The organism is Mycolicibacter kumamotonensis (assembly GCF_002086285.1).
GTDB classification, from domain to species: domain Bacteria; phylum Actinomycetota; class Actinomycetes; order Mycobacteriales; family Mycobacteriaceae; genus Mycobacterium; species Mycobacterium kumamotonense.
In genome coordinates this window covers 12,499-33,980 of record NZ_MVHU01000028.1, presented here as the reverse complement: position 1 = coordinate 33,980, position 21,482 = coordinate 12,499, and the positions used below count along the sequence as shown (strand labels likewise).

The 21,482-nt window shown below is 68.5% G+C and carries 16 protein-coding genes; 7 read left to right on the top strand and 9 right to left on the bottom strand.

Features of this window, described 5'->3' with window-relative positions:
* The first annotated feature begins 124 nt into the window (after positions 1 to 124).
* Together BST28_RS16945 and BST28_RS16940 are read left to right on the top strand one after the other, a co-directional pair.
* Positions 125 to 1,207 (top strand): DUF6670 family protein, encoded by a 1,083-nt coding sequence (locus BST28_RS16945; RefSeq protein WP_234808311.1) that lies wholly within the window; start codon positions 125 to 127, stop codon positions 1,205 to 1,207.
* A gap of 36 nt (positions 1,208 to 1,243) precedes the next feature.
* Positions 1,244 to 4,327, top strand: a complete 3,084-nt coding sequence (locus BST28_RS16940) for an MMPL family transporter (protein ID WP_083082039.1) — start codon at positions 1,244 to 1,246, stop codon at positions 4,325 to 4,327.
* On the opposite strand, the gene BST28_RS16935 is transcribed toward BST28_RS16940, so the two are convergent.
* Together BST28_RS16935 and BST28_RS16930 are read right to left on the bottom strand one after the other, a co-directional pair.
* Positions 4,291 to 5,730 carry a glycoside hydrolase family 183 protein gene (locus BST28_RS16935; protein WP_083082037.1) on the bottom strand — a complete coding sequence of 480 codons (1,440 nt, stop codon included), beginning with the start codon at positions 5,728 to 5,730 and terminating at the stop codon, positions 4,291 to 4,293. The genes BST28_RS16940 and BST28_RS16935 overlap by 37 nt on opposite strands.
* Positions 5,731 to 5,869: 139 nt before the next feature.
* On the bottom strand, positions 5,870 to 6,766 hold the full coding sequence (locus BST28_RS16930) for an LLM class flavin-dependent oxidoreductase (protein WP_083082035.1): 897 nt from the start codon (positions 6,764 to 6,766) through the stop codon (positions 5,870 to 5,872).
* Positions 6,767 to 6,812: 46 nt separating this feature from the next.
* Here BST28_RS16930 and BST28_RS16925 point away from each other — a divergent pair, with 46 nt between their 5' ends.
* Positions 6,813 to 7,202, top strand: a complete 390-nt coding sequence (locus BST28_RS16925; RefSeq protein WP_083082033.1) for a VOC family protein — start codon at positions 6,813 to 6,815, stop codon at positions 7,200 to 7,202.
* A gap of 126 nt (positions 7,203 to 7,328) precedes the next feature.
* On the opposite strand, the gene BST28_RS16920 is transcribed toward BST28_RS16925, so the two are convergent.
* The 5 genes from BST28_RS16920 to BST28_RS16900 all read right to left on the bottom strand — a co-directional run bounded on the left by BST28_RS16920 (position 7,329) and on the right by BST28_RS16900 (position 12,086).
* On the bottom strand, positions 7,329 to 7,802 hold the full coding sequence (locus tag BST28_RS16920; RefSeq protein ID WP_019737053.1) for an Rrf2 family transcriptional regulator: 474 nt from the start codon (positions 7,800 to 7,802) through the stop codon (positions 7,329 to 7,331).
* Between the two features lie 37 nt (positions 7,803 to 7,839).
* Positions 7,840 to 8,568 (bottom strand): 3'(2'),5'-bisphosphate nucleotidase CysQ, encoded by a 729-nt coding sequence (locus BST28_RS16915; RefSeq protein ID WP_083082031.1) that lies wholly within the window; start codon positions 8,566 to 8,568, stop codon positions 7,840 to 7,842.
* Positions 8,565 to 10,418 (bottom strand): sulfate adenylyltransferase subunit CysN, encoded by a 1,854-nt coding sequence (gene cysN / locus BST28_RS16910; RefSeq protein ID WP_083082029.1) that lies wholly within the window; start codon positions 10,416 to 10,418, stop codon positions 8,565 to 8,567. Before cysN ends, BST28_RS16915 begins: the two co-directional genes overlap by 4 nt.
* Positions 10,418 to 11,356, bottom strand: coding sequence for a sulfate adenylyltransferase subunit CysD (gene cysD, locus BST28_RS16905; protein ID WP_019737056.1), 939 nt, complete (start codon positions 11,354 to 11,356; stop codon positions 10,418 to 10,420). The genes cysN and cysD overlap by 1 nt, the downstream gene beginning before the upstream one ends.
* Positions 11,357 to 11,594: 238 nt before the next feature.
* Positions 11,595 to 12,086, bottom strand: a complete 492-nt coding sequence (locus tag BST28_RS16900) for a beta-class carbonic anhydrase (protein WP_029249205.1) — start codon at positions 12,084 to 12,086, stop codon at positions 11,595 to 11,597.
* Positions 12,087 to 12,259: 173 nt separating this feature from the next.
* Between BST28_RS16900 and oppB the strand changes: the two genes are divergently transcribed.
* Genes oppB through oppA form a run of 4 tightly spaced genes read left to right on the top strand, consistent with a single transcriptional unit; the run spans position 12,260 to position 17,656 of the window.
* A complete protein-coding gene (oppB, locus tag BST28_RS16895) occupies positions 12,260 to 13,237 on the top strand; it encodes an oligopeptide ABC transporter permease OppB (RefSeq protein WP_083082026.1) in 978 nt (325 codons plus the stop codon).
* On the top strand, positions 13,234 to 14,115 hold the full coding sequence (gene oppC, locus BST28_RS16890; protein WP_083082024.1) for an oligopeptide ABC transporter permease OppC: 882 nt from the start codon (positions 13,234 to 13,236) through the stop codon (positions 14,113 to 14,115). Before oppB ends, oppC begins: the two co-directional genes overlap by 4 nt.
* On the top strand, positions 14,112 to 15,941 hold the full coding sequence (gene oppD / locus BST28_RS16885) for an oligopeptide ABC transporter ATP-binding protein OppD (RefSeq protein ID WP_083082022.1): 1,830 nt from the start codon (positions 14,112 to 14,114) through the stop codon (positions 15,939 to 15,941). Before oppC ends, oppD begins: the two co-directional genes overlap by 4 nt.
* Positions 15,938 to 17,656: an oligopeptide ABC transporter substrate-binding protein OppA gene (oppA, locus tag BST28_RS16880; RefSeq protein ID WP_083082020.1), complete on the top strand. Its 1,719-nt coding sequence runs from the start codon at positions 15,938 to 15,940 to the stop codon at positions 17,654 to 17,656. The genes oppD and oppA overlap by 4 nt, the downstream gene beginning before the upstream one ends.
* A 7-nt stretch (positions 17,657 to 17,663) precedes the next feature.
* On the opposite strand, the gene BST28_RS16875 is transcribed toward oppA, so the two are convergent.
* Both BST28_RS16875 and BST28_RS16870 read right to left on the bottom strand, forming a co-directional pair.
* Positions 17,664 to 20,279 carry an AAA family ATPase gene (locus BST28_RS16875; protein ID WP_083082017.1) on the bottom strand — a complete coding sequence of 872 codons (2,616 nt, stop codon included), beginning with the start codon at positions 20,277 to 20,279 and terminating at the stop codon, positions 17,664 to 17,666.
* A complete protein-coding gene (locus BST28_RS16870; protein ID WP_083082014.1) occupies positions 20,276 to 21,421 on the bottom strand; it encodes a metallophosphoesterase family protein in 1,146 nt (381 codons plus the stop codon). The genes BST28_RS16875 and BST28_RS16870 overlap by 4 nt, the downstream gene beginning before the upstream one ends.
* Positions 21,422 to 21,482 lie beyond the last annotated feature (61 nt).

Genomic DNA, 21,482 nt, shown 5'->3' with positions numbered 1-21,482 from the left:
CCGAGGCGTGCACGAATGCCAATGTTACCGCCAGGTCACTTCAGGGGGTTTGCATGTCCGGGTTGCTCAACGTGATGCCGCTACCGCGGGTCGGTGACCGGTCGGGCGCGCAGTGAGCGCCGCAGTGCCGGACCGACGAAGCCGGGTGCTCGACGCCGGCGGGCGCGGCCTCGTCCGCCGGGTGCTGCCGCTGCTGGACCGCCGGCTTACGGCCTCGGTGCAGCCGTTCACCCAGGCCGCCCAGATGCGTCCCGAGCTGGACAGTCGCCGATGGGCCTGGACCCATTACGGATTCTTCGTCGCCGATCTGCCCGAGCCGTATCGCTACGTCAACACCATGACGCTGATCGGAACCACCGGCACCGTGATCTTCGACAATGGTGTGGTCGCCGCAGCTGATGCCCGGGACAACACGACCGTCTTCTCGTCGACCGCAGCGGGAAACCATCATCACTACCGCGCCTACGACGCCCGTAACGAGTGCCGGTTCGCCGCCGACGGGTCGTCGCTGCGCTGGGGTGAGGATCTGCAGGTCCATGCCGATCACCCCCGCTATCGGGTGCGCGGCAGCTACGGCACCTTCGGGGTCGAGCTCGAGTTCGACGCCGCCGAGCAGGTCTCCTATTTCGTGAAAACTCCGATCTACGACCATTTCAGTCTGCTGGCCCCCTACAGCGGCACCCTTGAGGACGGCACCGCGAGAATTCCGGTATCGGGAATCGGGACCGTGGAATACGCCCGTTGCATCAGCCCGCAAGCGCTGACTTCGCGTCCCCTTCCGGCGGCGGCTCGCCTGCCGGTCGATTTCTTCACCTACCAGATCATCGTGTTGCCCGACGGCACCCAGCTCTTACTCACCGACGTCCGCGCTTCCGGCGCCTCCGCGTGCCGGCTGGCCCAGGTGCGCTCGACCGACCGGCCGGCCGTCGTCCATACCGACACCCATTTCGCGGTCCTCGAATACGGCGAACCCGAAGTCGATCCGATGGGCCGCGCCATGCGCGTCCCGCGCCGGTTCCGCTGGACCATCCGCGACCGGGATCGCGAGATCGGCTCCATTACCGGCACCGTCGACGCTCCCCTTCGCTTCGGTCACGGCCGCGGCTATTCGGGTGCGTACAGCTACGACGGAAGCTGGTGCGGCAACCACGTCAAGGGCTCCGCATATCTCGAGTGGGTCGATTGCGAGCGACGAGACCGACCATGACCAGATCCGTGGGTACCACACGATCGGGGGGCCTCCGTGGCGCACAACCATGAACTCAAGTTTTTCGGCAGCGTCTCGCGGTTCGCCGCCCGGCACGCCTGGTGGGTCCTCACCGCCTGGCTGATCGGTGCGGGCGCACTGAATATGCTTGTGCCACAGCTGGAACACACGGTGGCTGAGCATTCCGCCCCGTTCATCCCGGAGAACGCGGCTACCGAGACACTGCGTCAAATGTCGCAAGAGTTCGGTGTTCCGGCCTCAACGGCCGTCGGCAGCATCGTGCTTTCCAGCGAACGCGCCTTGGACGGCGCCGATTTCGAGTATTACCACGAACTGGTGCAACGATTGGTCGCCGACAAGGACGACGTCGCCTACGTCATGGACACATTCAGCAACCCCGGGCTCGGCGGCCTGGGAATGAGTCCGGATCGCAAGTCACTGCACCTACTGCTCGCCACCATCGGTGATGTGGGTTCGACCCGCGCACACCAATCAACGGAGAATATCCGTGCCGAGATCACCGGGTTGGCGCGCCCGGACGGCCTTGAGGTGAACTTCACCGGCCCGTCGCCGACGCTGTCGGATCTGTTCGCCGCGATCGACACCTCCCTACTGATCATCACCGCGGTCTCACTGCTGTTGATCACCGCGATGCTGCTGGCGGTGTATCGATCGCTCGCGACAGCGTTGATTCCGATGCTGACGGTCGGCATCTCGCTGGCCGTCGCGCGCCCGATCGTTTCGTGGCTGGGCGCCCGGGAACTGCTGTCGATCTCGAATTTCACGATCGCACTGGCCACCGCCATGGTCTTGGGCGCGGGCACCGACTACGCGATCTTCCTCCTGGCCAACTACCACGAGGGCCGGCGCAGGGCGGTGCCCGTCGACGACGCAGTGGCCCGCTCCGGCTCGCGCACCGCCGCCATCATCATCGCCTCGGCGCTGACCATCGCCGGTGCCGGAATGGCGATGATCTTCACCAAGGTGGGAATGTTCCGCACCGCCGGCCCACCCATCACACTGGCCATCGCGATCACGGCCGCCGTCAGCTTGACTCTGACCCCGGCGCTGGTCGGGCTGTGGGGCCGGCACGGATATGCCGAACCGCGAGCTCTCAACGAGCGCGCCTGGCGTCGGCGTGGCGCCACCATCGTGCGCCATGCCCCGGCGCTGGCCGCCGCTTCACTGGCGTTCCTCATCGCGACCAGTTCGGTGCTGCTCACGTTCCGGCCGAACATCGACGAGAACGCCATGCAACTGCGCAGCACCGACAGCAAACGCGGATACGAACGGGTATACCGCCACTGGGGAGTCAACGAAGCCGCCCCGGAATTCATCGTCGTCCGAGCCGACCACGATATGCGCAATACCAGCGACCTGGCCGCCCTGGACCTGATCGCCAGGGCGGTCGGCAACCTACCCGAGATCGCCTACGTCCGCTCGATCACGCGCCCTGACGGAAACCCGTTAGCCGAAACGGCCGTGGGGTTTCAGACCGCACGGGTCGCCGACGGTCTCGCCGAAGCGGACCGCAGGGTAGGGACCGCATTGCCCGAGTTACGGCGCCTGGCTTCGGGAGTCACCCAACTGCGCGACGGATCCGGTGATGCGGCTGCACGTATCCCGCAACTGACCACCGGCGCCCACCAGGTGGTCACCTTGGCCCGGACCCTGCTGAGCACACTGGAATCGGCGAACCGACTGGTGTCGATTATCTCCGATGGTTCACTCGACGTCGCGACGCTGGTGCACAACGTCTCGACCGCAACCGCGGCCCTTGACGCCGTCGCCGCTGAGATCGACAGCGGCCGCGACAAGATCGCCGCATCAACAGCGGGGTTGCACGCGGTGTTCGATCCGCTGACTACCGCGACCGCGTCGCCGATGTGCGCAAGTGACCCGGGGTGTATTCGTGCCCGCGCGGCATTCGACGAACTCAACGACGCCACTGGCGGTGCCGCACTGACCGCGATCACCGCCGCCCAGATGGTGGCCCCGATCGTCCCCGACAACGCCGTAGCCAGCGCGCTGTCAGTCCTGCCCGACCTGCGCGACACCGCCAACGGCTTACGTTCGTTGCTCGACCAACTCGGCTCTCGCACCCCCGAGCAGGCGCGCACGGACCTTAACGCCCTGACCGCCGGGATCGAGGAACTCGCCAGCGGCATCGGGCGCCTCCACGACGGACTCAACCAGGTCAAAGCCGGCACCGACACCATGGTCGAGCTCACCGGGGAACTCAGCGACGGACTGAGCCGGGCGACACAGTATCTGCAGGGACTGTCGGCGAACACCACCGACGGCGCCGGTCGGGGCTTCTATCTGCCTCCGCAGGCGCAGCACGATCCGCGGTTCACCGCCGGTCAGCAGTTGCTCATCTCACCTGACGGACGTACCGCACGGATGCTGGCGGTATGGGCGGTGAATCCCTACTCGTCGCAGGCGCTGCAGGCAGTACCCCGGATCGTCGAGACCGCGCGCAACGCCGCCACCGGGACCGTGCTGCAGAACGCCGGCATCGAGACCACGGGCCTGGCATCGCTGTCGCAGGGGCACATCGATCAAACCTGGCGAGACTTCGCGCTGTTCGGCGTGGTCGCCGTCATCGCCGTGCTGCTGGTGTTGATCGTCATATTGCGCAGCCTTGTCGCACCGCTGGTGATGATCGCAGCCGTCGTGTTGTCCTTCGCCTCCGCGGCCGGGGTGTCCACCTTGATCTGGCAACACCTCATCGGCATCGACGTGGACTGGTCGGTGCTGCCGGTCTCGTTCATGGCGCTGGTCGCCGTCGGCGCCGACTACAGCATGCTGTTCGCCGCACGAATCCGAGAAGAGTCCCACAGCGGCGTGGTCAGCGGAATCATCCGAGGGTTCGGCAGCACCGGCAGTGTCATAACCACCGCCGGGATCGTCTTCGCGATCACCATGTTCGCGCTCACCAGCGGAACGGTCCTCAACCTTGTCCAGATCGGTTCCACGGTCGGTATCGGCCTTCTGCTCGACATCACCGTGGTGCGCACCTATCTGGTTCCGGCGGCCATGAGCCTGCTCGGCGAACGCATGTGGTGGCCGTCCCGGCCGGCTCAGCCCAGCACCGTGCGCATCAGCATCACGTCGTAGGCGTTCCACAGCGACAACGTGAAGTACACCTCTTTGCCTGTCGACCAGGGGTGCAGGTAGGGCGCGTAGATGCCGCCGGGAATCTGACCGGTGGGGATCAGCGTCTGCTCGGCGCTCCACGGGCCCTGCGGCGTGGGGGCGAATCGGGCCACCACGTCATTGCCGCCGTTGCCGTACAGCGCCAGATACTGCCGCAGGTAGGTGTTGTACTGCACCGACATCTCACCCACCGGCCCGGGAATCACCGGGGTAGCCGCAGCCGGATTGTTCGGCACCCACGATCCGCTGTCACCATTCCAATACTGGTACGTCGTGAGGTCGGGAATCGTGCGCTCGGGCACCCGCGACAGGTACGCCGAGCCGCCGCGACCAGCGGGGGTCCCGTAGGAGTACAGGTAGCCGTCGCCCCCGCGCAGGAACGCGCCCATCTGGAATTTCTCGTTACCGGGGACGAAGCGCGCCCGGGGGACGTTCTCCGGCGACGTCGAACGCACCGTGCCCGGATAGACCCCCCACGTTTCGCCGTTGTCGTTGGAGACCGCGATCGCCGAGTAGTTGGTGGACCATTCGCCGTCGCGGCCCCACTGCTTGATGGACATGAAGTTCATGTACTGGTTGCCGGCGATCCCGATGGCGGCGGTGGGGATCATGCCCTCCTGGTGCGGAGACAGCTTGACGGCGGGCAAGATCTGCTTGGAGAAGTTCGCTTGGCGCAGTGGCGAACCCGAGTGCCTGTTGCCGACCGCGCCGGGGCCCACGGTGATTCCGTCGGCCAGGTTGTTGTCCGCACTGCGGAACAGCACGTTCTGCCGCCACTGTTTGCCTTGGATGCGGCAGTAACCGAAGGTGTCACCGAACGCGTAGAGGACCTGGCGATTGGCGGGATCGCCGTTGTCCCAGGGGATTCCAAGGTCGGTTCCGGAGATGCCGAAGCGTTGCAGCGTTTGGTTGGGGCTGTTGGGTCCGGTCACCCACTCCACCAGCGACGTCTGGGAACCCGCGATCGCCCCGGCGGCATCCGCGGTCGACAGCCCCGGATCGGCGCCGGCGTTCGGAACGGGCTGAACCGGTTGGGCGGCGTTCGGCGCGACCTGACCACCCGGGTACGGCGCCGGAGGCACCACCGCGGCCTGCTGTTTGACGGTGCCGTTGGGGTTGATCAATGCGGCGATCAGCGGGCCCAGTTTGGGCAGTGGCGCACTGTCATTGGTGCCGCGGGGCCGTCGCCCGCTCGGCAGTTGGCCGGCTCCGGTCGCCGGCGAACCCGGCGGCGGATCGATGTTGGCCTCCGGCGCGTTACAGGTCGCCGCCATCGCCGGGGGTGCTAACTCGGTGGCGAGCACCATCCCGAGCGCGACCGCCGGCACCATCGCCGCCGAGACGATTCGACGCGTCGCCGCCATGTCACACCTTTCCGGGACCGCTCCGGGCCTCGCCTGTTGTGACGATAGATGCTGGTGAGGCGGTTGTGACTAGTGAGCTATCGATAGAGACGCTTCCGTAACCGTGTCGCAACGGCCGACGGACGGCTGCCCGGGCGCCTCAGCGGCCGAACTCGGCGACCACCTCCGCGGCGCGCCGCAGCTGGTCAGGGTCGGAACTGGTGGGAATCAAATGGATCTCATCGGCACCGATCGCCTGGAAGCTGCGCAGCAGGCCGAGAAGCTCGTCCTCGCTGCCGGCCCAACCCGTGGTCGGGGCCATCGCCTCGACGTACTCGGCGGGAATCCAGTTCATATAGCGCAGCAGGTGCTCGCGCACCTGGTTGCGGGCGGTGTTGTGCTCGCCCAGCGCGAACCAGAACGAGGTCGCCAGATACGGTTTCGCCTTGCCCGCCTGCTGCCACGCCTGCCGGGCGACATCGAAGAGCTCGTTCTGCTTGGCCACGTCGAGGTCCATCGTGATGCCGGCCAGACCCTCGGCCCACGTGGCCGCGCTGCGCAGGGTCTTGGGGCCGATGGTGCCGACCACCAGCGGCGGGCCGCCGGGCTGCGCCGGCGCCGGCCCGACCGGCAGCACCGACTCGGTGAGCTTCTCCCCCGCCCAGACCCGCTTCATGATCGCGACCCGCTCGGCCATGTCCCGCATCGTCTGCGTCGCCGGATCAGCGCCCACCGCGCAGTAGTCCTCATGACGGCCGCCCACACCGACGCCGACGGTGAGCCGCCCGCCGCTCAGCAGGTCCGCGGTGGCCAGCGCCTTGGCCAGCATGACCGGATCGTGCAGTTGCGGAACGATCACCGTCGTCACCAAGCGCACCCGCTCGGTCCACGCCGCCAGCGCCCCCAGCAGGGTCAGGCTGTCGGGGTTGGTGAAGGCGATCCGCTCGCCCCAGGCCAGCGATGCGAACGGTCCCGCATCTATCGCACACGCCCAGTCCCGCAGCAGCGTGGCATCCAGATCCGGCTCCATTACGGGCATGGTCATTCCCACCTGCATGCCCGCGATTGTGGCATGGACGACACGCGGGACCGACACTGGAGGAATGAGCATTTCCTTCAACCACACGATCGTCGCCACCCACGACAAGCACGCCTCCGCGGCGTTCCTCGCGGAGCTGTTCGGCCTGCCCGACCCGCAGCCGTTCGGTCACTTCATGGTCGTCGGGCTCGATCACGAAGCCAGCCTCGATTACGCCGACGTGCCCGACAGCGAGGAGATCCGGCCGCAGCATTACGCATTCCTGGTGTCCGAGGACGACTTCGACGCCATCTACGGCAAGATCTCCGCGCGCGGCATGGAGCACTGGGCCGACCCGCGCGCTGAACGCCCCGGCGAGATCAACCGCCGCGACGGCGGCCGTGGCGTGTATTTCCGAGACCCCAGCGGCCACGCGATGGAGATCCTCACCCGCCCGTACGGCTCGGGTTCGTAGCACTCAGCCCGAATCAGCCCCCGGCGGTCAGCGAGGCTCGACGAAGGAGAGGCGAAGCTGGACCGCCGAATCAGCCCCGGCGGTCAGCGAGGCTCGACGAAGGAGAGGCGAAGCTGGACCGCCGAATCAGCCCCCATGGCCGCGCTGGCGCTCCTGGGTGCGGTAGTCGGCGGCGAACTCCGCGACGTGCGCGGGCAATTCCCCCGAGGCCACGTCGGCCAGGCTGGTCTGCTCGAGCACCGAACGCATGCTGGCCCGCAGCGCCCGCCACACGTCGGTCAACGCGGCGGTCGGGCCCGAGTAGGGCAGGTCGCCCAAGCCGATGTCGCGGACGCTGGCCAGTGGGCCGTCGATGCAGCGCAGCACGTCGGCGACGCTGATCTCGGTGGCCGGGCGGGCCAGCTCGTAGCCGCCGTCGCGGCCGCGCTGGCTGCGCACCAGCCGGTCGGTGCGCAGATCGGAAAGGATGTCGACGAGAAACTGCGCCGGGATGCCCTGAGCAGCCGCAATATCGTCGGTCTTGACCAGCGTGCCCGGCTCGGCGGTGGCAAGCTGAACCATCGCCCGCACCGCATATTCCGCCTTGGCCGACATCCGCATCCTGGGGATTCTGCCATCCGGCCGGATTCCGGCGATGTCAGCCGATCGCGGCGAGCACCGCTGGGGCGTATTCGGGGCGGCACACCACCAGGTCGGGCATCAGTGGATCGGGCCGGTTGTAGGCCAGCGGCGAGCCGTCGATGCGCGAGGTGTGCAGGCCGGCGGCGCGCGCGACGGCCACTGGGGCGGCCGAGTCCCATTCGTATTGCCCGCCGGCGTGCACGTAGACATCGGCGATGCCCTGCACGACGGCGGCGACCTTTACCCCGGCCGAGCCCATCGGCACCAGCACACCGTTCAGGTGCTCGCGGACGGCTTCGGCCAGCGCCGGGGGCCGGCTGCGCGACACCGCGATGCGAGGCGCCCCGGTGTGTTCGGGTGGGGCGGGCACAGTCGGGGTGGCCAGGGTGATGCCGCGGGCGGGCAGGGCGATCGCGCCGGCTATCAGTTCTCCGGCCTGCCACAGTGCGACGTGCACGGCCCAGTCGTCACGGTCGGGTTCGGAGAATTCCCGGGTGCCGTCCAGGGGGTCGACGATCCACACCCGCTCGGCCTGCAGCCGCACCGGGTCATCGGCGCCCTCCTCGGACAGCACCGCGTCGTCCGGGCGTTCGGTGCCCAGCGCGGTCATCAGGTAGTCGTGAGAGCGCTTGTCGCCGGCCGCTTTCCGCTCCCCCTGCGGCGCATCGGCCAGCTCGTCGCGAACCGTCAGCAACAGGCGGCCCGCGTCGGTGGCGAGCTGGGCGGCGAGCTCGTGGTCGTTCACCGGCGGGAATCGATGGCGGCGATGACCTGGCGGGCCTGCGTGTCGACGCTGTCCTGCGGGGTCAACCGCACGTCCGGGTTGCGTGGCCGCTGGTAGGGGCTGTCGATCCCGGTGAAGTGGGTGATCAGCCCAGCTCGCGCCTTTGCGTAGAGCCCCTTGGGGTCTCGCTGCTCGCAGTCCTCCAGCGGGGTGTCGCAGAACACCTCGATGAAGTCGAACCCGGCGTCGGTGTGCACCTGGCGGGCCAGCTGGCGGTGTTCGATCAGCGGGCTGATCGCCGGCACCAGCACGATCTGGCCGGAGTCGGCCAGCAGGGTGGCCACGTGTGCCAGCCGGCGCAGGTTCTCGGCACGGTCGGCCATCGAGAACCCGAGGTCGGCGTTGAGGCCGTGCCGCAGGTTGTCGCCGTCGAGAACGTAGGCGGGCGTTCCCCTTTCGAGCAGCAGCTGCTCGACCCGCATGGCCACCGACGACTTGCCGGCGCCGGACAGTCCGGTCAGCCAGACCGTGCGGCCCTTCGACAACCTGTCCGCCGCGGTGACCAGAGACTCGTGGCGCACCGTGTTCGGGCTGGCTACGCGGCCCGACACGTCACGCAGCACCATCCCGGCCGCCACGGTTCCGTTGGTGGCCTGGTCGATGAGGATGAACGAGCCGGTGGCATCGTTGTGGCTGAACTCATCGAGCATCAACGGCACTTGGGCGCGCAGCGAGACACGTCCGAGTTCGTTGAGCTTCAACTCCTCGGCGTCCTTGTCGCGGTGCAGTGTGTTGACGTCGAGGCGGTAGTCCAACGCCATCACCCGCACCCGGGTGGTACGCGTGGTGTGCTTGATGATGTAGTCGTTGCCCGGCTGCAGCGAGGCGCCGTCGGCCATCCAGCACACGGTGGCGTCGAAGTCCTGGGCGACGCGTGGCTGGTTGTTGGTGCGGGCGATCATGTCGCCGCGGGAGATGTCGATGTCGTCTTCGAGCATGACCGAGACCGCCATCGGCGGAAACGCTTCGTCCACTGCACCATTGGGGCCCTCGATCGCGGCGACCCGGCTTGGTTTCCCGGACGGCAGCACCACCACGTCGTCACCGGGACGAAGCACCCCGCTGGCCACCGTGCCGGCGTAGCTGCGGTGGTCGGCGTGTTCGTGGGTCTGCGGGCGGATCACGTACTGCACCGGGAACCGCACGTCGACTAGGTTGCGGTCACCGGCGATGTAGACGTCTTCGAGGTGTGACAGCAGCGCGGGACCGTCGTAGTAGGGGGTTTTGTCGGACTTGGTCACCACGTTGTCGCCGAGCAGCGCCGACATCGGGATGGTGGTCACGTCGTGCACGTCCAGGCGGGTGGCGAACGAATGGAAGTCATCGCGGATCGCCTCGAATCGTTCGGCGTCCCAGTCGATCAGGTCCATCTTGTTGACCGCGAGCACGATGTGGCGGATCCCGAGCAGCGACGCCAGGAAGGTGTGCCGGCGGGACTGCTCCTGCAGACCGTGCCGCGCATCGACCAGCACGATCGCCAGCTGGGCGGTCGAGGCGCCGGTGACCATGTTGCGGGTGTACTGGATGTGCCCTGGCGTGTCGGCGATGATGAATTTCCGCTTGGGCGTGGCGAAGTAGCGGTAGGCGACATCGATGGTGATGCCCTGCTCGCGCTCGGCGCGCAGGCCGTCGGTGACCAGCGCCAGGTCGGTGTAGTCGTGGCCGCGCTCGCGGGAGGTGCGCTCCACCGAGGCCAGCTGGTCTTCCATGACGGCCTTGGAATCGAACAGCAGCCGCCCGATCAGGGTGGATTTGCCGTCGTCGACCGATCCGGCCGTCGCGATCCGAAGCAGTGTGGTGGCCGCACTCATCAGAAATACCCCTGCCTCTTGCGGTCTTCCATGCCCGCTTCGGAGATCCGGTCATCAGCGCGGGTAGCTCCGCGCTCGGTCAGCCGCGACACCGCGGTCTCGGCGATCACCGCCTCGACGGTGGCGGCCGTCGACTCCACACAGCCGGTACAGGTGACGTCGCCGACGGTGCGGAAGCGCACCGAGGTCTCGAAGACTTCCTCGCCGTCGGCGGGCCGCAGGAACTCGTGGTCGGCCAACAGCATCCCGTCCCGGCGGAAGACCTTGCGCTGATGCGCGAAATAGATTGTCGGCAGGGCGATTTCCTCGGCACCTATGTAGGACCAGATGTCGAACTCGGTCCAGTTCGACAGCGGGAACACCCGGATGTGTTCGCCGGGCCGGTGCCGGCCGTTGTAGAGGTTCCACAGCTCGGGGCGCTGCGCCTTGGGGTCCCACTGGCCGAACTCGTCGCGGAAGCTGAACACCCGCTCCTTGGCGCGCGCCTTCTCCTCGTCGCGCCGGGCACCGCCGAACGCCGCGTCGAACTTGTTCTCGCGGATGGCCCGCAGCAAGGTGACGGTCTGCAGGGGGTTGCGGGAGGGACCGTCGTCGACCACTCGCCCGGCGTCGATGTCGTCCTGCACCGAGGCGACCACCAGTCGGACCCCGGTCCGCTCGACGAGCTCGTCGCGCGCGGCGATGACCTCCTCGAAGTTGTGGCCGGTGTCGACGTGCATCACCGGGAACGGCAGCCGGCCCGGCGCGAACGCCTTCACCGCCAGATGCAGCATGACGATGGAGTCCTTGCCGCCGGAGAACAGCAGCACCGGACGCTCGAACTCCGCGGCCACCTCGCGGATGATGTGGATGGCCTCGGCCTCCAGGGTGCGCAGGTGCGTCAGCTGATAGTGCCCGGCCGTAGTGGCGGCCGGCGGCGCGGTGATGTTACTGGTCATGATGTCCTTGCCGGGATATCCGATAATCCTGGTGAGATTTACCAGATTAATGATTATAGCCGGGTATATAACCAGGCGCTCGGGGTGCTGTCAACGTGATCCCGGCTTCCCCGCGATGTGATCCCGGCTCCCCCGCGAGGGTGCGTAGTTGTACGCCATAACCGGCGTGTTGGCGCGCAAACACGCACGCTCGCGGGATGGGAGAAGGGGGAAGGGGGAAGGCTCGCGGGAAGAAAGGTCAGAGGGTGATTTCGCCGAGCTTGCCGGTGGCGACGTCGAAGACGAACCCGCGCAGCGACGTAGTCGCCGTGATGAACGGGCTGGCCTTGACCCTGCGCAACGACTGCTTGACGTCCTCGGCCGGGTCGGGGAACGCCTCGGCCGCCCAGCCGGGACGGATGCCGGTCTCCTCCAGGATGGAGCGCTTGAACTCGTCGTCGGTGAAGGTGAGCATCCCGCAGTCGGTGTGGTGGATCAGGATGATCTCCCGGGTGCCCAGCAGGCGCTGGCTGATCGCCAGCGACCGGATCGCGTCGTCGCTGATCACGCCCCCGGCGTTGCGGATGCAGTGCGCTTCACCCTCGTTGATGCCCAACGCGCGGTAGACGTCGAGCCGGGCGTCCATGCAGGCGACGATCGCCACGTGCTTGCTCGGCGGCATGGGCAGCGGACCTTCGAAGGTCTTCGCATACTCCGCATTGTTGGCCAGGTAGTCGTCGGTAACAGTCACAAAGTTCTCCATCTGTCGCAGTCCGCATGACGAGCCTAGTAAAAGTTCCCCGGGAATCCAGGATAAAAATCATCGGAATTCGTGCGCTGCGGGCGACGCCTCACCCGGCTCACCCCGACGTCACCGCCCACCCTTTACCCTGTGCTGATGCCGGACGTCTGCGAGGCCGCGCCGTGATGCGGTTCCTGGCCGGCCGAGCGCTGAACTACCTGGTGCTGCTGGGCCTGGCATCGTTTCTGACGTTCTGCCTGACCTCGCTGGCGTTCGCCCCGCTGGACTCCTTGATGCAGCGCAATCCCCGTCCCCCGCAGGCCGTCATCGACGCCAAAGCCGCTGAACTGGGCTTGGATAAGCCCATTCCGCTGCGCTACGCGCACTGGGCCTCGCACGCCGTCCGCGGCGATTTCGGCGTCACCGTCACCGGCCAGCCGGTTTCGGGGGAACTGGGGCGGCGCATCGGGGTCAGCCTGCGGCTGCTGGTCGTCGGCTCGCTGGCCGGCACCGTCATCGGCGTGGTGGCCGGCGCCTGGGGGGCGGTGCGTCAGTATCGCCTTTCCGATCGGGTCATCACCCTCGCGGCGCTGCTGGTGCTGTCGGTGCCGACCTTCGTGCTGGCCAATCTGGTGATCCTCAGCGCGCTGCGGGTCAACTGGGCACTGGGCGCCCAGCTGTTCGACTACACCGGCGAGACCTCGCCGGGGCTGATCACCGGCTTCTGGCCGGGCCTGGCCGACCGGCTGCAGCACCTGGTTTTGCCGTCGCTGACCCTGGCGCTGGGCGCCGCGGCCAGCTTCAGCCGCTATCAGCGCAACGCGATGCTCGACGTGCTGGGCCAGGACTTCATCCGCACCGCACGCGCCAAGGGTTTGACGCGCCGGCGCGCGCTGTTCAAACACGGGCTGCGCACCGCGCTGATCCCGATGGCCACGCTGTTCGCCTACGGGGTGGCCGGGCTGGTCACCGGGGCGGTGTTCGTGGAGAAGATCTTCGGCTGGCACGGCATGGGCGAATGGGTGGTGCAGGGCGTGGCCACCCAGGACACCAACATCGTCGCGGCGATCACGGTGTTCTCCGGTGCGGTGGTGTTGGCCGCCGGGCTGCTCTCCGACGTGATCTATGCGCTGCTCGATCCCCGGGTGCGGGTGTCATGACCGCCGAGATCGAGTTCGCCTCCCGGCGCACCCTGGTGCTGCGCCGCTTCTTGCGCAGCCGCACCGCGGTGGGCGCGCTGGCGCTGCTGGCGGTGATGTTCCTCGGCTGCTACACGCTGCCGGGCCTGCTGCCCTACTCCTACACCGACCTGGATTACGACGCCCTACTGGTTCCGCCGGGCGCTCGGCATTGGTTGGGCACCAACGCTTTAGGCCAGGATCTGCTGGCGCAGATCCTGCGCGGCATGCAGAAGTCGATGCTGATCGGGGTGTGCGTGGCGCTGATCTCCACGGTGATCGCCGCGACGGTGGGGGCGATCTCGGGGTATTTCGGCGGGTGGCGCGACCGGATGCTGATGTGGCTGGTGGACCTGCTGCTGGTGGTGCCGGCGTTCATCCTGATCGCGATCATCACCCCGCGCACCAAGAACAGTGGCAACATCGCGCTGCTGGTGCTGCTGCTGGCCGGATTCAGCTGGATGATCAGCGCCCGAATGGTGCGCGGGCTGACCATGAGCCTGCGCGAGCGTGAATTCATCCGGGCCGCACGGTATATGGGGGTGTCCAGCCGGCGCATCATCATCGACCACATCGTGCCGAACGTGGCGTCGATCCTGATCATCGACACCGCACTCAACGTCGCGGTCGCGATCCTGGCCGAAACCGGCTTGAGCTACCTGGGTTTCGGCATCCAGCCGCCGGACGTCTCACTGGGCACCTTGATCGCCGACGGCACCGCCTCGGCGATCACCTTCCCGTGGGTGTTCCTGTTCCCGGCCGGCGTGCTCATCACGATCCTGGTCTGCGCCAACCTCGCCGGGGACGGCCTGCGCGACGCCCTGGACCCCGACGCCGCGAGTCTGCGGGGCCGCGGATGAGTGCCCTGCTGGAAGTGACCGACCTGGCCGTGACGTTCGGCACCGGCGCCGAGGCGGTGAATGCGGTGCGCGGCATCAGCTACCGGGTCGACCCGGGCGAAGTGGTGGCGATGGTCGGCGAATCCGGCTCCGGCAAGTCCGCGGCGGCCATGGCGGTGATGGGGTTGCTGCCCGAGCATGCCCGGGTGTCCGGGTCGGTGCGCCTTTCCGGAACCGAACTGATCGGCCTGGGCGACACCGCGATGTCGAAGTTCCGCGGCGCCTCGATCGGCATGGTGTTCCAGGACCCGATGTCGGCGCTCACGCCCGTCTACACCGTCGGGGATCAGATCGCCGAGGCCATCGAGGTGCACAATCCCCGGATCGGGCGGGCCGCGGCCCGGCGCCGAGCCGTGGAACTGCTGGAGCTGGTCGGGATCGCACGGCCGCAGGAGCGGGCGCGGGCCTTCCCGCACGAGCTGTCCGGCGGGGAACGCCAGCGGGTGGTGATCGCGATCGCCATCTCGTGCGACCCCGACCTGCTGATCTGCGACGAGCCCACCACCTCACTCGATGTCACCGTGCAGGCCCAGATCCTCGAGGTGCTCAAGACCGCGCGCGACGTGACCGGCGCCGGGGTGCTGATCATCACCCACGACCTCGGGGTGGTCGCCGAATTCGCCGACCGGGCACTGGTGATGTACGCCGGGCGGGTGGTGGAAGCCGCACCGGTCGAAGCGCTGTACCGCCGGCGCAAAATGCCGTACACGGTGGGGCTGTTGGGTTCGGTGCCACGCCTGGACGCTGCCCAGGGCACCCGGCTGGTGCCGATCCCCGGCGCGCCGCCGTCGCTGGCCGGCATCGAGCCCGGCTGCCCCTTCGCGCCGCGCTGCCCTTTGGTCACCGAGGAGTGCCGTGCCCAGGAGCCGGAGCTGCTGACGGTCGGGCCCGAGCATTCCGCCGCCTGCATCCACACCGATCAGGTGGGCGAGCGCAGCGCCGCCGACATCTATGGCGTTCGCACCGCCGTTACCGTATCCGAGCCCGGTGACTCCCCCACCGTGGTGCGGGTGCGTGACCTGGTCAAGACCTACCCGCTGACCAAGGGCGTGCTGCGCCGCAGTGTCGGGGAGGTCCGCGCGGTCTCCGGCGTGAGCTTCACCTTGGAGCAGGGCCGCACGTTGGCGATCGTCGGCGAATCCGGATCCGGTAAATCCACTACGCTGCACCAGATCCTGGAACTATCAGCGCCGCAGTCGGGTTCGATCGAGGTGCTCGGCACCGACGTCGCCACCCTCAAGCGCGATGACCGCCGTGCCCTGCGGCGGGATCTGCAGGTGGTGTTCCAGGATCCGGTGGCCTCGCTGGACCCGCGGCTGCCGGTCTTCGAGGTGCTCGCGGAGCCCTTGCGCGCCAACGGTTCCGACAAGTCCTCGACGCATGCCCGGGTGGCTGAGCTGCTGGAGCTGGTCGGGCTGCGGCGCAGCGACGCCGCACGGTACCCGTCGGAGTTCTCCGGCGGCCAGAAACAGCGGATCGGTATCGCCCGCGCGCTGGCATTGCAGCCGAAGATCCTCGCGCTGGACGAACCGGTGTCCGCGCTGGATGTGTCGATCCAGGCCGGCATCATCAACCTGCTCCTGGACCTGCAGCAGCAGTTCGGGCTGTCGTATCTGTTCGTCTCCCACGACCTGTCGGTGGTCAAGCATCTGGCGCACACCGTGGCGGTGATGTTCGCCGGGTCGATCGTGGAACAGGGCGAGGCGGATCAGGTTTTCGGTGCCCCGCAACACGATTACACGCGCCGGCTGCTGGCCGCCGTGCCGCACCCGGAGCCGGCCCCATGACGTTGACTCTGCGCTCACGGCGACATTGCGCGAGAAGGGCCCGCCCTGGGCGCAGAGTCAATCGGGTTGCGGCCCTGGTGACGGCTGTCGGGCTGGTGTTGAGCGGGTGTGCGGCCGTCGACATCACCGCCCCGGAGGGCGCATCGAAGGTCGGCAGCGCCAGCGACATCAACCCGCAGGATCCGGCCACACTGCGCGACGGCGGGAGCCTGCGGCTGTCGATGAGCCAGTTCCCGCCGAACTTCAACCCGCTGCACATCGACGGCAACCTCGCCGAGAACGCCGCCATGCTCAAAGCCACCATGCCGCGGGCGTTCATCATCGGCGCCGACGGCTCGGCCACGGTGGACACCGACTACTTCACCAATGTGGAGTTGACCGGCACCAACCCGCAGACGGTCACCTACACCATCAACCCGAAGGCGAAGTGGTCCGACGGCACCCCGCTGTCCTGGGCCGACATCGCCAGCCAGATCCATGCCACCAGCGGCGCCGACGGCGGGTTCGCGATCGCGACCACCAACGGCGCCGAACGAGTCGCCTCGGTCACCCGCGGCGTCGACGACCGCCAGGCGGTGGTGCGCTTCGCCAAGCCCTACGCGGAGTGGCGGGGCATGTTCGCCGGCAACTCGATGCTGCTGCCGGCCAGCATGACCTCCGATCCGGACACCTTCAACAAGGCACAGCTGAGCCGGCCGGGCCCGTCGGCGGGGCCGTTCATACTGTCATCGCTGGACCGCACCAGCCAGCGAATCACGTTGGTGCGCAACCCCGCCTGGTGGGGCAAGCGCCCGAAGCTGGACACCATCACCTACCTGGTGCTCGACGAGTCGGCGCGGATGCCGGCGTTGCAGAACCACACCATCGACGCCACCGGAGTGGCCACCTTAGATCAGCTGACAATCGCGCGGCGCACCGAAGGCATCGCGATCCGTCGCGCACCGACGCCGGCCTGGAATCACTTCACCTTCAACGGGGCGCCGGGGGCGATCCTGTCCGACAGGGCGCTGCGGCTGGCGGTGATGCGCGGTATCGACCGGACCACGATCGCCAAGGTGACCCAGCGCGGGCTGACCGCCGACCCGGTGCCGCTGAACAACCACATCTACGTCGCCGGCCAGGAGGGCTACCAAGACAACTCCGCGGTGGTCGCCTACGACCCGGAGCGGGCCAAACGCGAGCTCGATGAGCTGGGCTGGAAACTGCACGGGAAGTTCCGGGAGAAGGACGGGCGCCCGCTGGTGATCCGGCACCTGTTCTACGACGCGTCGAGCACCCGGCAGTTCGCCCAGGTGGCCCAGCACAATCTGGCCCAGATCGGGGTGAAGCTGCAGCTGGACGCCAAGGCCGGTGGCGGCTTCTTCACCGACTACGTCAATGTCGGCGACTTCGATATCGCCCAGTTCAGTTGGGTCGGTGACGCTTTCCCACTGGCTGGGCTGACGCAGATCTCGGCGTCCTACGGCGAGGCCAACTTCGGCAAGATCGGCAGCCCGGCCATTGATGCAAAGATCGAGGAGACCCTGGAGGCGCTGGACCCGGCGGTGGCCCGCGCCCGGGCCAACGAGGTCGACGCGCTGCTGTGGGCCGAGGGGTTCAGCCTGCCGCTGATCCAGACCACCGGCAATGTGGCGGTGCGCAGTTCCCTGGCGAACTTCGGCGCGCCGGGCCTGGCAGATCTGGACTACACGGCGATCGGGTTCATGAAAGACTGATGACCGCTCAGGCGCTCAAGTCGATGCGGTGGGCGTCGGTGACGCTGCGGTAGCGGTCCGGGCTGCAGGTCAACACGATCACCTGGCCGTCCGAACCGACCGCGTCGAACACCGCGCCCATCTTCTCCAGCCGGTCGGGGTCGGTGAAGCCCAGCGCGTCGTCGATCACCACCGGGACGCTGTCCTCCTTGGCAACCAGCGCCGCCCCGGCCAGCCGGGTCAGGATGCCCAGCTGTTCCTTGGCGCCCCCGGAAAGTGACTCATAGGGCACGGTGCGACCGTCGAGGGTGCGCGCGCAGATCTTCAGATCGGTGTCGACGTCGACTTCGAAATCGGCGCCGAACACCTTCGCGCCGAGCCGCTGGATCTCGGCGCGGAACGGCTCGACGTAGCGGCGGCGGGTGTCGTCTCGGTGGCGGTTCATCGTGGAACGCAGCAGCGCGGCGGCGCGTGCCCTTCGCCCGATCCGATCATGTTCGGCCGCAACGTGTTCCCGTGCCGTCTCTGCGGCGTCGAGCTGGCCCCGGCGGCCCTGGGTGCCGAAGACGGCGAGTTCGACCTCCACCTCGTGCAGCGCGCGGGCGGTCTCGGCGTGCCGGGCGCCCAGGTCTTGCGCCGCGGTCTGCGCCGCGACGAGTTCGGCGTCGACCGCATCGGGCGCCGCGGCGCCCAACTGTTCGGTCAACTCGGCCACCCGCTGCTGCGCGGTGCGCACGGCCTGCGCGTTGGCAGCAGCGCTGGCCGCCAGGTCGTCATCCCTGATCTCCGCCCGCTGGTCGGCGAGACGCTGACTGACCGACTCCAGCTCAACGCGTTGCGCGGCCACCTTTTCCCGCAGCAGCGTCAACCGGGTGGCGGCCTCGGTGCGACGCGCGGCAGCCTCCTGGGCCGTTCGGCGCAGGGCTTCGCAGTCGGTGTCGGCCTGCACCCGCAGCGCCTCGGCCGCGTCACGGTCGGCGCGGGCCTGTTCGGGGGTGATCCCGTCGGGGATCGCGCCGTGCTCGTCGCGCAGCCGCGCTAGCCGGGCACGCAGTTCAGCGACGTCGTCGTCGCCGCGCAACGCGGCCAGCGCGGCGCTCAATTGGTCGCGGCTGCCCTCTAGTTCGCGGCGCCGCTGGTCGGCGTGACGCGCCTGCGCAGGTTCGGACACGCCCGCTGCCGCCAAGGCATCGGCCAGCTCGGCTTGTGCCGCAGCATGTTTGGCACTGGCCGCCCGCGCGCTGTCGCCGGGCCGGACACGCACGCTGAGCAGGCCGGGCAAACCGACCTCAAGGCCGTCGGTGACAGTGGCCGACCAGCTCTGACCGGCGGACAGCGGGGTGTGCTCGCCGGCGATCACCAGATCGATGTCGGCGACCGCGGTGAGCTCCAGCGTCGCCGAGATCGCGGCCAGCGACGCCTCGCTGCGGTCGCAGGCCGCGACCGCGTCTTCGATCCGGCGCAGCATCGGCTCGGTCACCACGATCTGCGCCAGCTCCGCCGCCACCTGGGCGAGCTGGCCTTCGGTGTCATCGAGGCGCTCGAGCCGGGCGGCCAGCCGGTCCGCCTCGTCGCGGGCGGCGAGTTGGTCGACGACCCGACGAGCCGAAACGGCGCGTTCGGTGGCGGCGGCCAGCCTGTGGGCGGCGCCGGCCGCGGCGGCCTCTGCCGCGGTGGCCTCGGCCTCGGCGGTGGCCTGCGCCTGCGCGGCGGCGTCGATCTCGGTGTCCAGCAGGGCGATCGCGGCCGCGCGGGATTCGAGGTCGTCGCGCAGCCGCTGCCGCTGGGCCTGGACGCTGTCGGTCGCGGCGCAGGTGCCTTCGGCCCCAGTGGCCACCAACTGCGCGTCGCGAAGCCGGCTGCGCAGCTCGGCGATCGCGGCGCCGGCTTTCTGCGCCGCGCTGTGCCGGGCATCCGCGGCGGCCTGCTCCTCGGTCAAGGCCGCCAACTGCTCGGACAGCTCGGCGTGCCGCTGCACCCGCTCGTCCACTTCGGCGAGCAGCTCGGCGCACCGCGCCACCTCGGCGTCGGCGTCGGCCACTGCGGCGATGGCGCTTGCCCACTCCCCGGTGGGGCGTCCGGTCGCGGTGAAGTACCGCGCGTACTCGGCATCGATCCGCTCGATCAGCAGCGGCTCGGTTCCGCTGAGGGTGGCGGTGTCACCGGCGGCGACGTCCAGCGCCCTGGACAGCGCATCGCACCCGGACAGGTCCACCGCCGCGGTCGAGGCCGCCTGCAGCACCCGTTGCGCCTCCCACAGGCCGGTGTCCATGGTCTCGTCCAGCATCGCGCGGACCCGGTCGTGTGCCTCGTCTCCGGTGAGCTGCTCGCGGCGCGGCTCCAGAATGGTCAGTTGCGTCCGGGGCGCCTTGTGGAAGCGTTTGTGATAGACGAAACGGTAAGGGCCGGTGCTGATCTCCGCGGTGACCTCGGCGCCGACGTCAGCGTGAGTCGGCTTGACCTGTTTGACGTCCTTCTTGGCGGAGCGGTCCTTGGACTCCAGCAGCAGGTCCAGCGCCTCGATCATCGAGGACTTGCCGATCTCGTTGGCGCCGCACACCACCACCACGCCGTGGTCGGGGAAGTCGATCTCCCGATGGGCCACGCCGCGGTAGTTGGTCAGCGCCAACCGGTGCAGCCTCATGCCACCCCCCGATCGACCAGGCGCAGCAGCAGCGCCAGCGCAGCTTGGGCGTCTTCGGAGGCGCCGGTGTCGTCCGCGCGCGCGGCGGCGACCAGTTCCTCGACCGCGTCCGCGGCGAAACCGCCGAATCCCAGGTCGGAGAATTCACCGTCGGCGGGAACCACCACCAGGTGGGTATGACGTTTCCAGGTGCCCACCCAGGCGAACAGCCGCGAATAACGGTCCAGGCAGACATCGAGGGCAGCCCTGTCGGTGACGCTGAGCGAACCCGTCAGGGCCAGCTGGACGACCGTGCGTTCCTTGTCCGGCAGCTGGTCGAGGTTGATGTCCAGGTCGGTGACGTCACGGCCGGTGTCGAGTTGGCGGTGCAGGGTCAGGAAACGCCACCGGCCGACGTGGCGGGAGTCGACGCTCACGGTGCCGTCGGTCTCGTCGATGTCGACCACCAGCACGTGGCCGGGGTCGGATTCGATGTCGTCGAAGTTGGTGGGCTCCGGGGAACCGGAATACCAGATGCGGCCCGTCTCCCCGACTCGGGTGCGGGAGTGCTTGTCCCCCAGGGCGACATAGTGGATCGCGCCGCGGTCCAGGGCGTCCTGCAGGGCCGCAAGCCGAATCAGCGCGGGGTTGTTCGGGTCGGGGTCCAGCGCGTCGACGCCGCCGTGGGCAACCAGGACTCGGATGGTGCCGTCGGCGGGCAGGCCGTCGAGCACGGCGCTGGCCAGGTCGGTGGTGGGCCGTTTGGATCGCCACGGCGCGGCGACGATCTCCAGGCCGGGGCGCACCCGATGCACGCCGGCGGTGTCGAGCACGACGACGTTGTCGGGGCACTCTGCGGTGAACAACGCGCTGGTGTAGACCGACGCGGCATCGAGCGGATCGTGGTTTCCGGGTAGCAGGTAGACCGGGATTCCGATGGTGCGCATGGCCTCCAGGGACAAACTGATGACCTCGGGGGCTAATTGATTGTCCTCGAACACGTCCCCGGCGACGACGACGAACTCCGCACCGGTCTCCTTCGCCAGCGCCCCCAGCCCGGCCACCGCGTCGCGCCGGGCCGCCGAGTAACGCGGCTGGGCGTCGCCGGCCAGGAAGTGCCGGGTCATGCCGAGCTGCCAATCGGCGGTGTGCACGAATCGCATGTCGGTCCTGTCCCTTTCCGCCGGTCCGTCAGCCGGGCATCGCGAGTGTATGGCCGGTCAC